Annotated in this window: 19 protein-coding genes; all 19 read right to left on the bottom strand. The window is 42.2% G+C overall.

All coding sequences use genetic code 11. The features are described from left to right. Nucleotides 1–64: 64 nt before the first annotated feature. Nucleotides 65–376 carry a DUF6660 family protein gene (locus BFP97_RS16740; protein WP_069843519.1) on the bottom strand — a complete coding sequence of 104 codons (312 nt, stop codon included), beginning with the start codon at nt 374–376 and terminating at the stop codon, nt 65–67. 40 nt (nt 377–416) lie between these two features. Then, on the bottom strand, nt 417–818 hold the full coding sequence (locus tag BFP97_RS16735; RefSeq protein WP_069843518.1) for a Fur family transcriptional regulator: 402 nt from the start codon (nt 816–818) through the stop codon (nt 417–419). A 9-nt stretch (nt 819–827) separates the two neighbouring features. Then, nucleotides 828–1,040 carry a GDCCVxC domain-containing (seleno)protein gene (locus tag BFP97_RS20860; protein ID WP_083262631.1) on the bottom strand — a complete coding sequence of 71 codons (213 nt, stop codon included), beginning with the start codon at nt 1,038–1,040 and terminating at the stop codon, nt 828–830. Between the two features lie 2 nt (nt 1,041–1,042). Beyond that, nucleotides 1,043–1,651 (bottom strand): mercuric transport protein MerTP, encoded by a 609-nt coding sequence (gene merTP, locus BFP97_RS16730; RefSeq protein ID WP_069843517.1) that lies wholly within the window; start codon nt 1,649–1,651, stop codon nt 1,043–1,045. Beyond that, entirely contained in the window at nt 1,641–2,021 is a 381-nt protein-coding gene (locus tag BFP97_RS16725; RefSeq protein WP_069843516.1) for an ArsR/SmtB family transcription factor, read from the bottom strand. The genes merTP and BFP97_RS16725 overlap by 11 nt, the downstream gene beginning before the upstream one ends. Nucleotides 2,022–2,144: 123 nt before the next feature. Further along, the gene (locus BFP97_RS16720; protein ID WP_139135347.1) at nt 2,145–2,579 is read right to left on the bottom strand and encodes a hypothetical protein; all 435 of its coding nucleotides are present in this window, start codon (nt 2,577–2,579) and stop codon (nt 2,145–2,147) included. Nucleotides 2,580–2,653: 74 nt separating this feature from the next. After that, nucleotides 2,654–3,136: a hypothetical protein gene (locus tag BFP97_RS16715; protein ID WP_139135346.1), complete on the bottom strand. Its 483-nt coding sequence runs from the start codon at nt 3,134–3,136 to the stop codon at nt 2,654–2,656. A gap of 12 nt (nt 3,137–3,148) precedes the next feature. Continuing rightward, complete coding sequence (locus BFP97_RS20390) at nt 3,149–3,739, bottom strand: DUF4136 domain-containing protein (RefSeq protein WP_170827496.1); 591 nt, start codon at nt 3,737–3,739, stop codon at nt 3,149–3,151. After that, nucleotides 3,736–4,602, bottom strand: coding sequence for a restriction endonuclease (locus BFP97_RS16705; protein WP_255399480.1), 867 nt, complete (start codon nt 4,600–4,602; stop codon nt 3,736–3,738). The genes BFP97_RS20390 and BFP97_RS16705 overlap by 4 nt, the downstream gene beginning before the upstream one ends. 10 nt (nt 4,603–4,612) lie before the next feature. Next, complete coding sequence (locus BFP97_RS16700) at nt 4,613–4,825, bottom strand: SHOCT domain-containing protein (protein ID WP_069843512.1); 213 nt, start codon at nt 4,823–4,825, stop codon at nt 4,613–4,615. 102 nt (nt 4,826–4,927) lie between these two features. Continuing rightward, nucleotides 4,928–6,250 carry a Na+/H+ antiporter NhaA gene (gene nhaA, locus BFP97_RS16695; protein ID WP_069843511.1) on the bottom strand — a complete coding sequence of 441 codons (1,323 nt, stop codon included), beginning with the start codon at nt 6,248–6,250 and terminating at the stop codon, nt 4,928–4,930. Nucleotides 6,251–6,341: 91 nt separating this feature from the next. Continuing rightward, a complete protein-coding gene (locus BFP97_RS16690; RefSeq protein WP_139135345.1) occupies nt 6,342–6,851 on the bottom strand; it encodes a hypothetical protein in 510 nt (169 codons plus the stop codon). Nucleotides 6,852–6,926: 75 nt separating this feature from the next. Further along, nucleotides 6,927–9,056, bottom strand: a complete 2,130-nt coding sequence (locus tag BFP97_RS16685; RefSeq protein WP_069843509.1) for a copper-translocating P-type ATPase — start codon at nt 9,054–9,056, stop codon at nt 6,927–6,929. 42 nt (nt 9,057–9,098) lie between these two features. Further along, on the bottom strand, nt 9,099–9,230 hold the full coding sequence (locus BFP97_RS20855; protein WP_255399479.1) for a hypothetical protein: 132 nt from the start codon (nt 9,228–9,230) through the stop codon (nt 9,099–9,101). After that, complete coding sequence (locus BFP97_RS16680) at nt 9,227–10,060, bottom strand: universal stress protein (RefSeq protein WP_069843508.1); 834 nt, start codon at nt 10,058–10,060, stop codon at nt 9,227–9,229. Before BFP97_RS16680 ends, BFP97_RS20855 begins: the two co-directional genes overlap by 4 nt. Nucleotides 10,061–10,270: 210 nt before the next feature. After that, nucleotides 10,271–10,729: a hypothetical protein gene (locus BFP97_RS16675; RefSeq protein WP_170827495.1), complete on the bottom strand. Its 459-nt coding sequence runs from the start codon at nt 10,727–10,729 to the stop codon at nt 10,271–10,273. Beyond that, nucleotides 10,710–11,351 carry a hypothetical protein gene (locus BFP97_RS20780; protein ID WP_170827494.1) on the bottom strand — a complete coding sequence of 214 codons (642 nt, stop codon included), beginning with the start codon at nt 11,349–11,351 and terminating at the stop codon, nt 10,710–10,712. The genes BFP97_RS16675 and BFP97_RS20780 overlap by 20 nt, the downstream gene beginning before the upstream one ends. Then, the gene (locus tag BFP97_RS16665) at nt 11,314–12,642 is read right to left on the bottom strand and encodes a dicarboxylate/amino acid:cation symporter (protein WP_069843505.1); all 1,329 of its coding nucleotides are present in this window, start codon (nt 12,640–12,642) and stop codon (nt 11,314–11,316) included. Before BFP97_RS16665 ends, BFP97_RS20780 begins: the two co-directional genes overlap by 38 nt. A 10-nt stretch (nt 12,643–12,652) precedes the next feature. Beyond that, a complete protein-coding gene (locus tag BFP97_RS16660; RefSeq protein WP_069843504.1) occupies nt 12,653–13,672 on the bottom strand; it encodes a type II glyceraldehyde-3-phosphate dehydrogenase in 1,020 nt (339 codons plus the stop codon). Between the last annotated feature and the right edge of the window lie 90 nt (nt 13,673–13,762).

Genomic DNA, 13,762 nt, shown 5'->3' with positions numbered 1-13,762 from the left:
TCCTGTTTCGGTATCCGAAACAGATCTGGGGATAGTGTATCTGTATCCCTTTAGAAAGTCGATATTAAACCTGTGGTGGCTGGAAAGGGGAGGAGAGATATCCACTGACCAATGGCGTAGTATAATCTCCTTTATGGCCTTGAAATTTAAACCCCTCTAAATAACTCATCATGAATTGATAAACGACAAGGTGTGAATGACAGCAATGGCAGATACACAGGGGTGAGCAAAAGTCCTCTGAACCGTTGTGATCGTGACCCCCGCTGGCATCCTGATATGAAATCTCAATATTATCAATTACAGGCTCATCCGCACAGGGTACCAGAGACAAGCCCAGAAGAAAAACAGATAATATGAGTGCGAGAACTTTCACCATGCAATTCTAATGAAAAACCAATGCAACCTGTTTGCAAAGTTCAGAGACAATTTGGACAAGTACCTTTGTAGACCATGCTGGCGCTTGATGCCCTGAAACCTACAGGGATATTTGTTTGGGGTATTTTAGACTGTGTCAGGCAATAGGTTTCATTACATTTCACACAATGAAAATGGATGTGTTGATCTTGTGGCTCGCATTCACATCCTTCTGCACAGAGTGCGTATTTTGTGGCCCCACTTCCATCATCTATGCTATGTATTAGCTTTTTGTCCTCAAAGGTTTTGAGTGTTCTGTAAAGGGTAGCTTTGTCAGCCCGTTCAAACTTCGCCTCTAGGTCGTTCAAACTTACTGCAGCACTCGATTCCACTAATGCTTTTAGCACCAATAGGCGCACAGCAGTGGGTTTGATGTTTCGATGTTCCAGTTTTTTCTCAAGCATTACACATTATTAACATCTATACATTCCTTGTTGTATTGGCGGACACTTGACCGATCCGTAAGAGCAAAATATGCAACAATCTCCTTCAAGTGGCTTTAGCACTTCATTGCAGCCATCACATTGATAAAAGAATTGACATGAATCGGTTGGCATCGTTTCCTCGTTGGAATGGCCACAATTCGGGCAAGTAATAACTGATTGTAATAAAACCTCCGATGCCATAACTATTCTTCTACAGGTGTAACCTTATAACCAGTCGTCTTAATGGCCGCTATAATATCCTCTTTATTCGTTTTGGATGCGTCAAACTCGACTTTAGCAGTTCCATCGGCATAGGAAGCCATTGTTTCGATTACACCATCTACCTCGCCTGCTGCATGTTTTACATGTGCCTCACAGCCGCTACAGGTCATTCCTTCAATTTGGAAACTCACTGTTTGAACCTGAGAGGTAGGAGTGAGCACCACAGCAGCCTCATTCTCAGGATAGAACACATGGGCATAACTTGGGAATGAAAGCATCACTGCTGCAAATACAGTAACAATACTCAAAAACGATCTCGATTGCCAAAAAGAAGGTTTATCATCATCACAGGCACAAGCCACCTCCTCAGCTGTATGAGGTTTCAATTTCTGATACCATGCAAACGCTAAAACTAAAATGGTAAGACCAATCAAGAAAGGTCTGTAAGGCTCCATCCAGGAGAATGTAGCCGCAATTCCACTAGTACCTGAGATTAGTGCAAAAACAGGTGTAATACAGCAAAGTGAGGAAACTACAGCCGTCAATACACCAGCACTTGCCACCTCATTGCCAGAGTTTTTATTTTTCATCTTGAACCTCCTTTGTTATTTGACATGAGAGAAGTGTAAGAATGGGCTTGAGTATTGAAATACTGTGATCAACCAACTGGTAAAAAACCGTTTGGCCAACCTTATTATCTATGACTAAACCGCCATCTTTCAACTTTCTTAAGTGTTGTGAAATAGCTGGAACCGACATACCTAATACATCACTTAAATCGCAAGGGCACATCTTTTCTTCAGAATCAAGCAAGTAAAGAATCTTCAACCTCACTTCATTTCCAGAGAGGTTTAGGATTTTGGCAATCTCAGAAATTGGGGTTTGAATCTCCTCAATTCTGGCTTTACAGTCCTTGATTTGAACAGGATCGGCTAAAACTCTAATACAGCGTTCAGACATAATTAATTATTTAAGCAACTACTTAAATACAAATTTAAAGAAAAACAACATTTAAGTAAGTGCTTAAATAGAAGATTCTACCTGATAAGACTAAGCACAGACATGTTAGCCAAGAAAGTTAGGCTAGAAAATCTGATTTATTTTCCTGGAAAATAGAAAGGTAAGTACAGGCAGTAAAGTAATGGCTAGAAAGGGAGAAAGACCAATATTCAGAAAGGGTACCAATGGCATTTGATCTGTGTATGTCCACCAATTCATATACAGGGCAATTTTTTCGGCCAAGAAAGATACCAAGGCACTAATGAGTAAAGTGGTTAGGATTTGGGCTGCTGCCAAGTGATGTATCCAATACGGATTTCTGAAAATTAAAGCAACTAAAAAGTAAACCAGAAAGATTAATAGTACATCCGCCAATGAACAGAGCACAAAATAAACCTGCTCCATCCATTGGGCGTAATTCGCATACAACGTAAAGTGCTGATTCTCCCAGAGAAAGCTCAGGATAAAGCCTGTAATAGCTATGAATAAATAAACCGACTTACTTGTTTTGCTAGTCATTACCCACCTAAGTCAAACGTTTCATTCTACATATTGGAATCAGTCCGTCTTTGATGTCCATAGGAGAACCCTTATTACAACCCGTATTTTTCGAGTAGTTTGATCCCCCGATACGAAAAGTTAAGCCAGCCAATCAAGAGCCCCCCCAATGCAGACATGAACATACCATTGATTATAAAAAGGCCGGGAGTGGCAGCAGCTCCAAAATAGTTGAAGTGCATGTCAAGACTGAAGCATACAAAATTGCAGAACAACCCTAAAATGACAAAGGAAATGAGTGCACAAGCAAAAATAGCCGATCGCCCCCAATACTTCCCTTCAACCCACCAGCTGATCAAAACACCAGTGGTCGCTCCCATACCCAAACCACAAAAGACAACAGTCCAAAGGAATTTATGCAGGATATTACCTTCGGGGTAAAGCCACACTCCCCATAAAAGAAAGATAAAGAATTCTCCTATCACTGAAAACAGAATCCCTAGTTTCACCGGCCTCAAAAGCTGTTTTTTATATAGGTATTTCGGAATATACTCCATTGGCTTGTCTTTTCTCTCCACTGAATTCTCTGGCTATTTCTTCTTTACCTTAATTGGGAATTTCTTCATCAACCGATGAACTGCTGGATGAAGATCATCATAGATCTTTTCAGCATCATATATATTTCCTTCGGCCACTCCTCTCCATATAAGCCGTTTTTCTTCTCTATTGAAAATGTTGAGTATAATAGCCCCATAGGCAAATTCCTTTGTCTTTATTTCGTAATCGATATCCTCTTCATCGAGGGCCTTAAAATCATTATGATACCAGTTATCGATGAAGTCTTGTTTCCAGGTAGGAACTGAACCAATCTCCGCATAATCAAAAGCCTTGGGAATGTTGACCCACTCCAACTTAAAAAGGAGGTCTGGAGCTAGTGTATCTATCTCATAAGCACGTTGTCTCATGCAGTGGTTAAAGAAAAGCCTTGTATTATTTCTAATAGTAGAATTATCATAGGCATTGTTCTTTGTACTGTCGGCAGACGGTAACCAGGCGAAGGAACTGTATTCAGAATAATCAAAACTTCTATCACCGTTTACAGTTACTTTCCTATAGACATTACACCCTACCAGTAGGCTTAATAAGCAGAGGGTCGATATACAGAGTATGATCCTTTTCATTGGTCTTTTGAATTGAATTCCATACATATTCCATGCGCTTCATGGAGTACACTTTCGGTACGCTTAGCGGATAAATCCAGAACTGACAGTACTTCCGGATGCTCGCAGATTTCTTTGCAAAGCACTATTGACTCCTTGAGAAGCCTTGCCTTTTCCTTTTTTGTCAGTGACGTCAAGCAGGTTAGAGGGTGTAAACCCGAAAGGTTAATCCGTTCATTCAGGCTTCCATTCATAGGATAGTCCCACCCTATCAGGTTCATGCCACTACATTTTCCGTAGTCTATGGCGTCTTTAGTGAACTTTGTATTTGTCACTACCCAGCCCTGGTGAAACTTGGCTTTATGACCAGGCATATGTATCCACTGGTTCCTTACATCTTCAAACCGTGAACGTATATAGAGTGGCACTTTGACATCTGATTTGGTACCGGGGTGATTGTGGAATTTGCATTCGATCATAAAATGATGATCATCTTTTTCAGCGATCACATCTACCTCGTGCATTACGCATTTACCCTGTACCATTACCCCTACCTGGGTTTGGTATCCTTGTGCCTTCAGGATTTCCCCAACGTATCGTTCAAAAGGATAACCAGACGGACCTAATTCCATGATGGCTCGTTTCAGATGATATTTGCCTGCCAATTTGCGGGAATGTGCCTTGAGTAAATTAAAGGCCAACCTATAGATTTTGCGCGTGCTCACTACCCCATTAAACTGACCTGCTACTTCTTTCAGAATCTGTGTAACAAGCTCAGGGGTAGCACCTGCTCTATTCAGGGATTGACGCAGTTTGCCCTCTTCAAAAACCTCATGCTCACCAGATGCTTTTATTACGGATAAACCCATCTTCTTCCTTCTCAATGTCCTTAGTTCATTGTTTTTCCAAATCCTCTTTCATCCTCTCGAATTGCTCCTGTCCAATTTCTCCGCTAGCATAACGCTTTTTCAAAATATCCAAAGGGCTATCCGGCTGTTTTCTTTGACCTGGCACATCCCAGGGGGTCACAAATATCCATATAAGCAGTACTATCCAGACAATCCACCACACTAAGTGCATTCCCCAAAAACTATATCCCCAATGCATAATTTTGAATTTAGGTTGTTGATTTCTTTGAAAGTCAATTTAGCATGAGGCAAGTAGAACCAGGGTACAGAATTACCCCTTAAATGTGTGAAATTATGCGACTTAGGCTTTTTTGATTCTTGTGGTTTTATGTAACCACACAGACCCCAAAATACCCGCCAGTGTAGAGGCAAAGAGGACACTCAGTTTTGCATAATAGGCATATTCCTCATTATCAAATGCGAGCTCTGTAATAAAAAGTGACATGGTAAAACCTATGCCTGCAATCAAGGCTACTGCATAAATTTGTCCCCAGGTAATGCTGTCTTGAAGTTGGGCCCAGCCCAGTTTTACCATTAACCAGGAAGCTCCGGCAATGCCAATGAATTTACCCCCTATAAGGCCCAGGCCTATTCCCAGCCCTATGGGATGAGTAAGAATTTCCGATAGGTTACCATGAATATGGATTCCGGCATTCACCAAAGCAAAAAGCGGCAGAATAAGAAAGCCCACAATTGGTGACAGCCCATATTCAATTTTCTGCAGGGGTGTTTCTGCATCATTGGATCTTGTCTTTATTTCTTCCAAAATCTCTAATTGCCTTTCTGAAATAAAACTGCCTGGTATTGGTCTGGTAACCAAAAACTCCCGATGAAGTAAATTCAGGTTTTTAAGGAAGTCTTCTTCTTTGATCTTCACCCTGCCCGGGATGGCGAAAGCGATGAGAATACCTGCAATAGTTGGGTGAACCCCCGAAAAAAAGAAAGCCAACCATACACCACCTATGCCGATAAGTCCGTAAAACCAAGCCTTTCGAATACCAATAAGGTTTCCACCCATAAGTAGTAGAAAAAACAAAAATCCATGGAGCAAATCCATCTCTGAAATACCCGAGGTGTAGAACACCGCAATAACCAAAACAGCTCCTAAATCATCAACAATGGCAAGCGCTACCAGGAATACTTTGAGCTCTGTCGGGACTCTCTTACCAAAAAGAGAAAGTACTCCAAGGGCAAAGGCAATATCTGTGGCCATGGGTACGCCCCAACCATTTTCACCAACTCCCCCAAAATTGAATACTGAATAAAGCAATGCGGGCACAAGCATACCGCCAACCGCTGCTCCCACAGGCAGTATGGCTAAACGAAAATTCGATAGTTTCCCTCCCAGGATTTCACGTTTGAGTTCCAAGCCAACGAAAAGAAAGAAAACGGCCATCAAACCATCGTTGACCCAAATCAAAAGTGGTTCGGAAAGCTCGAAATTATTGACTTTGATGGCTATTTCGGTATGGATGAATTCTCTATAGAAAACACCATAAGATGAGTTGGCCCAGACCATAGCAATGGCCACTGACAACATAATGGTGATGCCAATCCCTGCACGGCTCTTTCCCTTTATAGACTCTAAAAAGATTACTAAAGGATTGCCATTAAGAAGACTCATAAGACAAGAACTCTAATTTGTTTTGGTGCTATTCTTCAAGTACCGGATTGCTTTAAAACTATCATGAGTATCCCAATCGAGGCGGACACTTCTATACTCCGGCTGACAAAACATTAATAAACTGTTCTACTTCTCTGAGAGTAAATCCATCAAGGTCGAAAATCGACACTCTACTGTAGGGTTCCTCTTTTATGAAATCAACCATAATGAAGGCAGTCCCATCCTGCCTTTCTACATATTCCTGTCCTTTCAATGCCTTGATTTCGTCTTTGATTATCTGAAAAGCAATCTCAATCTGGGCAGGTGAGAAAAAACCATCCTCCGGCTTACCGGAGATTCGTCCGTTCTCTTTAAAAATATTGATCTTGAACTGGTCGCGAACCTCATCATCTTCATTCAAACTAATTCTAAACACTAACCAATCCCCCTCTGCTCCACAGCGTTCACATTGAATCCCATGGAAATTATCCATTTCGGCAATGAGTGCTTCTCGTGACATGTGCTCAATGACTTCTTCGGATTGAAGCATGGTCATACCGTTGGGGCGTATGTTCTTGCAATTTCGGCAACCCAGATCATAGTGAATATGATTAAAATGCATGGTGTATTTATTTAGTGAATGTTGTTTTTAGCAGGGCTTAAAACTTGTCTTGAAACTAGTAAGCGTATAGACTTTCTATTTTTCACTTCTGATCAATTTGCCTTTAAGCAATTGTGCATTAATTGCTACGATGATGGTACTCAAACTCATAAATACGGCTCCAACGGCTGGCCCCAACACAAATCCGGTAGAGTACAGTACCCCTGCAGCCAATGGAATGGCAAATGCATTATAACCAGTGGCCCAGACCAGGTTTTGGATCATTTTATTGTAGGTAGCTTTACCAAAGAGTATCAGACTAGCAATATCCTGGGGGTTACTGTTAACCAGGATAATATCCGCTGTTTCTGCTGCCACATCTGTGCCTGACCCAACAGCAATGCCTACATCTGCCTGCGCCAGTGCTGGGGCATCATTCACACCATCACCCGTCATGGCCACAAACTCTCCTCCTTCTTGTAGTTCTTTTACAATCTCTACCTTCTGATGGGGCAATACTTCCGCATAATATCCATCAAGCCCCAATTCATTACTCACCGCATGAGCCACAGTATCATTATCGCCCGTGGCCATCATCACCTTGATATTATTCTTTTTAAATATCCTGATAGCCTCCGCACTTTCCTCTCTTATCTCATCGGCCAGGGCAATATATCCTGCCAAAACATCATTAACAATCACGAACACGACTGTTTCAGCGGCACTTCCGTAGGCACCTTCGGGAAGATCCATACCGGATTCTTTCAAATATCCAGGACTTACCACTTTGATACCTTTCCCCTCAACCGATGCCTCCACACCCTTGCCGGTAATAGCGTTAAAATTTTCGGGCTTGGGAATAGTGATCTCCTGTTCCTTGGCCTTCTTTATTATGCCCACCGCAATAGGATGCTCCGAGCTCTGTTCTAATGCACTAGAAAGCCGGAGGATCTCGTTTTCAGAAAAGTCATCCTGCACCGATTCAATACGTGTGACTCCAAAGTCTCCTTTGGTCAAGGTACCGGTTTTATCAAAAACCAATGCAGAAATTTTCCTTGCTTCTTCAAAAGCGGTTCTGTTACGGATAAGCAGGCCGTTTTGGGCTGAAATAGCTGTGGAGATGGCCACCACCAAAGGGATTGCCAATCCGAGAGCATGAGGGCAGGCTATGATCATTACGGTAACCATTCTTTCTAATGCATACACAAATGGAAAATCCAGCATCAGCCACACTGCCAAAGTGCCAAAGCCTATAGCCAAAGCAACATAGGTGAGCCACTTGGCGGCCCGATCCGACAGATTTTGCATTTTTGATTTAGACTTTTGCGCTTCCTGCACTAGAGTAATGACCTTATTGAGATAACTGTCTTTGCCAGTATGTTCTACCTTGACTTTTAATGAACCATTACCGTTTATTGAGCCCCCGATAACCTTTATATCCAGTCCTTTCTTCACAGGTTTGGACTCTCCTGTAAGCATGGATTCATTTAAATAGCTTTCCCCCTCTACAATGACTCCATCTGCGGGTACTTTTTCACCAGGCTTTATCAAAATGATATCTCCAGGCTCAAGATCTTCTAATCGCACATCCTCTACATGGTCGCCTTTAACTCTGTGTGCTTCTGAGGGCATCATACTCACAAGCAACTGTAGTGCTTTAGACGCACCTAATACAGATTTCATTTCGAGCCAGTGGCCCAGTAACATGATATCTATCAGCGTTGCCAACTCCCAAAAAAAGTCCTCTCCAGGAAGTCCAAAAACCGTGGCCGAGCTATAGAAATAGGCGACACTGATGGCCATGGAGATCAGGGTCATCATACCAGGCCCTTTAGCTTTTACCTCACTGTAGAAGCCTTTGAGAAATGGCCAACCGCCCCAGAAATAGACAATCGAGGACAAGGCAAACAGGATATATGGATTACCTGGCAGTAGCCATTCGTAACCAAAAAATCCCTGGATCATGGGTGAAAAGGCCAGTATAGGAACTGTAAGTACCAGCGATACCCAAAACCGTTTTTTGAAATCTTCGATCATCATCCTGTGATGGTCATGTCCCATTTCTCCATGTCCGGGATTGTGCCCCATATGACCACCATGCCCTCCTTGATCCATTTCCCCATGATCATGCTTGGCTTCTTCTTTGTGGCTCATCTTATGAGACTGGTGGTCGTGATGATCATGATCTGAGTGGTCATGGCTATTTTTATGATCGTGATTGTCCATATTTCTGGTATTTATAATTTCGGGTTAGGTCAATACTTTTGGTTATAATTTAGCGCTATAGTACCTCATTGTGAAGTAGGCTCCGTTGTCTTGTGTAAACTCTTGCCGTTTCAGCACAATTTCATTGGCAAATAACTCAGCACTACTGATTATCAACTCCCTTACTCTTTTCATTTAGCTTTAATGTTCACAACCAATACGGGTAGTTCTGATTGGTTGACTAGGTTTTCTGAAACACCGGGTTCCAGCATCTTAAGGAAGCCGGACTTGCCATGAGTTATCAGTGAAATAACATCAGCATCAATCTTGCCTGCAAACTGCTTGATACCGGCCTCCTCTCTCCAAGAATTATAGATATTGATGGAACAGGTACCCCTGGGGCATTGCTCCAAAAATGCTTTCATCCTCGCCTCAGCAGTTTCGGTGTATACAAAGTGATCTGGGATATTGACATTGAGCAAATGGATATTGGCCCCCATTAAATCAGCAAACTCAATCACTTTCATAAATTGAGCGTGTACATCCTCCTCAAAGCTGGAGGCAAATACAATGTTTTTTACGCTGAACTCCTTGACCTCAGGTTTAATGACTAGCACAGGGCAATGGGCGTTTCTGACCACACGCTGTGTATTGGAACCAACAACCTTTCTCAGGCCTCCTGCACCGTGGGAACCCATGACAATAAAGTCGTGATTATGCTGCAAGATATGGTGGTCAATTTCCTCCCGGCCTTTGTTGAATACCAAAAACACCTTTGTCTTCAGCCCCAAATCTTCAGCCAAACTAGCAAGCTTGTGAAGTTCGACTTCCGCATGAGCTATCTCCGCTTTGGTTTTAGGGTAACGATCTTCTTTCTCTAAGGGTAGTTTAACCCAATCAACAGGAGTCTTGATCAGGTGTAAAAAGTGTATCTCTGCATTTGCCTTTTTGGCTATTTCTAATCCAATTCGCTCGGCTACTCGCGCGCAATCTGAAAAGTCTGTAGGGACGAGTATATTTTTCATGTTAATGTGTTTTGAGCACTCCGGAAACCTGTTAAACGTCTTTCAAGCACCGTTTCGAACAGATTTTGGTTCATTTATTTTACAAATAAAGATAGAATAAGACCCCATCGAATGTTTACAATATTCCGACTTCAATGTGTGAAATTGTGATTCATTTTGACTCTCCCAATTGGGCTATTACAAGCACGGATACTTTAAAAAAATCAATACTCAAAAGTCCCGGTCAAGAACGGTTTGATGAAGAAGGAATTCTATAACTTGTCCTATTCCGGGTAGCAACAGGCTTTCCGATTTCGAGAGTTTCAGCTGTAACATAAGAGTGCAGGTGTAGGTTTCTCCTCCGGGGTGGTGCTTCAGTTCTCCAGTCCCATGGAGTGTATATGTCTTGTTTTTATAATGCAATTTACCCCTTGTGAAAAAACGTTGATCCGGATGAGGCTGTGTCTTAATACTGGGAATTGACAGGCTCGCCTTCAATTCTATGGGCTCATCCCTAAAAAAAGTACTGTCCTCGACTGAGGCTTCAGGCATAAATCGTATTTCTACTTCAGCCTTATCGTAATCAAGAGAAACAGTTACCCGCTTAAAGCTATGACTGGTTATCACATAGTCATTCTCGGCCTTTGCAATAAGTAGCCCCGCCTTTGACTTATATGATTTTTGAGCCAATGCCTGAATATTTAAAAGAAACATGAAGGTCATCAGGCCCATTCGAATCGCGTTGTTCATAGCAGTCATTAATTAAATTTAAAGAGTCGGTCAAATGGTGCTGGTAAATCCAAAAGAGTTTGCTGACTTCAAAAAAATTGAGAGCATGCATCTTATAGGCAGACTTCAATCTATGCATCTGTCGACAATAGGTCTCATAATCTGTTAACCCATGACTTGTTCCACAAATTGTCCCTAGTACCTTAACTGAGTGATTGTTAAAAAGGGGATAGTGATAAGGCCAATGAGCGGCACAGTATTTTGATGCAAAGTCAGTCATTTGTTCCTTTTCGGATATTTCCTTAGCTATGTTAGTCACTAGTGAAGGATTCCCTTTAGAAATAATCTGATCTATGCCTAGCCGCATGATTGCTTCACAAATGCTGTCATGGGACTCGGGTTTCACCTGAGTATTTTGAGACAAAAAAGCTACTTTTTCACCAATCATTTCCAAGTCGGTATTGCCTGGCCTATAGGCTACAAAATTGATGATACGCTTGTCTTCCAGGAAATAACCTTTAATGTTTTCAATATGACCTACCAGCTCATGTATCATTGCTATTCTTTGTCTCAGTTGAAGCATACCATCTGTTGAACACCTTGCAGGCGGCTAAATCACCAGTAACATTTACTGCTGTACGAAACATTCCCAATAACCTCTCCACTCCAATGATGATGATGATCCCCTCTGCCGGGATACCGGCATTGCCCAAAACTGAGGCTAGTATGACCACTCCACCACCTGGAATAGCCGGTGTACCTATAGAGGCCGCTACAATGGTAATCACCACTATAATTATATTAAGGAGACTCATTTCAAGGCCATAGGCTTGTGCTATAAAAAGGGTGGTTATGGTTTGGTACAGTGCTGTCCCATCCATATTGACTGTGGCACCAATAGGAATGATAAAATTGCTTATGGTTTTATCGACATTCAGCTTCTCTTCTGCCGTTTTAAGTGACAAGGGCATCACGGCTGCTGAACTGGTGGTAGAAAATGCCAACAATTGGACATCAATAATTTTTTTCAAGAATTGAAATGGGTTGGCTTTTGACAAAAGCCCCACTAGTAGAAGATAAATAATCACCAGCATGAGTAAGCCGAGTAATACAACTAAAACATAGTAACCGAGCCCGGTTAGTGAGCTCAGGCCAACACTGGAAGTGAGTTGGGCCATGAGACCAAACACTGCAACAGGCACCAACAACATTGCCCATCTCACTACGGTCATACAAATCTCCTGAATAGCGCTTAATAAGAGTTTGACAGGTCTCAATAATTCATGTGGCAACGAAAGAACTGCAACACCTATGATAATTGTAAATATGACTATGCTCAGCATTTCTCCACTGACCATAGAGGCCAGCGGATTTTCAGGGAGTAAGTTAGAAATGGCGTCAGGAATGCTATTCAAACCAAATGAGGCTTCCGGAACTTGGTTTTCGGAAGCAACCTGATGATCTGCCACTGATTGTTGATGAAGATAGCGCCCTGGTTGAAAAAGTATTGCCAAACCAGCACCTATTGCCACCGATATGCTCGTAGTGGCAATGAAGTATATGAGTACGCCTCCTCCAAGCTTTTTTAGACTCTCTTTGTTGTTGCTGGCTATACCGGTTATAATGGAGGCAATGATCAGAGGGATCATAATCATTTGTACCAGCTTGAGAAACAGCGTTCCCGGCAGAGCCAGGTAATTCCCCAGTGTATCCGCAGTCTCATTACCTACCCAGCCGTTTTGAGGGCTGAGCAGAAGGCCAAAACCTACACCTGCAAACAGGGCAATAACCACTTTTAGCCAAAGCCTGCCTTCTACCAGTTTTTTCAGATAGGTATTAAGAGAGCTGAGAGTTTTTATTTCGTTGTCAAACATCTTTTTCCTTTCAAAGAATCCCAAGGCTTGTATTGGTCTTTTCAATGGAGATTTCGGCAGAAGTTTCCATTCCCGTGAGGGCACGGATGGCATCGATGGTTTCGGGAATAACAATCGCCTGATTATCTACCACATAAGCATAAAACAGTTCATCTCCTTCTGTTTTCAACATATCCTCCCATAGGGCTACCTCATACATATCTCCGTAAGGCCTGCCTTTGGCCATCATACACTCTTTAATGGCATTGTTCGCTGATAGTCCGTCTTCATACCGGATCATTTGGATTCGGGTCGATTCTTTGAATGCATCCAGAATTTCTTGTTTATCTGCTTTTCTGGTTAGCTGTACATTCCAGTAATGTAAGTGACTTAAGGTTTGAGGCACTTTTACTGCTGTGGTAATTACATCAATATCCGAATCTACCGTTTGTACATCTGGTCCCTGATGGCTGGGAATATCCTTTTCGGGAACCAGGGTGTTCATTATTCCCCCTAAGTGGCTCTCCCAGGGGTCCGTGGCTCTTCTCAAAAGAGTACCCCTGGCCCTTTTTAATAAGCCCGCATTTTTTATTGGTGTAAGTGTTCTAAGAATGGAAGTGGTATTACAGGAGACCACCCGTGTAGAACTTCTATCTATTGCAGAGGTATAGTTATTTTCCGCACTGAAAGAGTGACCTGTTAGCTCATGCTTCTCACCACCCTGAAGAATAAACTTCAGCCCAGCACTTTGATACAGCCCAATATTCCTCTTAACTGCTCCTTTCGGAGTACAATCGATGATGATCTCCGACCGTGTTATCAAATCCTTAAGGTTTCCTTTGACCGGAATACCTGAGTCTATCATTTTTGGTTTATATACATCGTAAAGAGCAAATACTGGGAATCCCTTTCCTACCGCCATTTTAATACGCCAATCTGCAGCCATATCACAAATCCCGACTAACTCCATGTCATTTTGTAGCGCCACAGCATCAGCTACCCGTTTGCCTATAACTCCGTATCCGTTTATTGCTACTTTGGTTTTTTTCATAATTTATCTGAAGTACAAAATTGTTATGTAGAGTAGCCCATCTTTAGGAATCGCTTTAAATCATGACTGCCTTTTAAGACACCTATACCT

It is taken from the genome of Roseivirga sp. 4D4 (assembly GCF_001747095.1).
Taxonomy (GTDB): Bacteria; Bacteroidota; Bacteroidia; order Cytophagales; family Cyclobacteriaceae; genus Roseivirga.
Note: the sequence above shows the minus strand (reverse complement) of the source record. Positions and strands in the feature narration are given on the sequence as shown.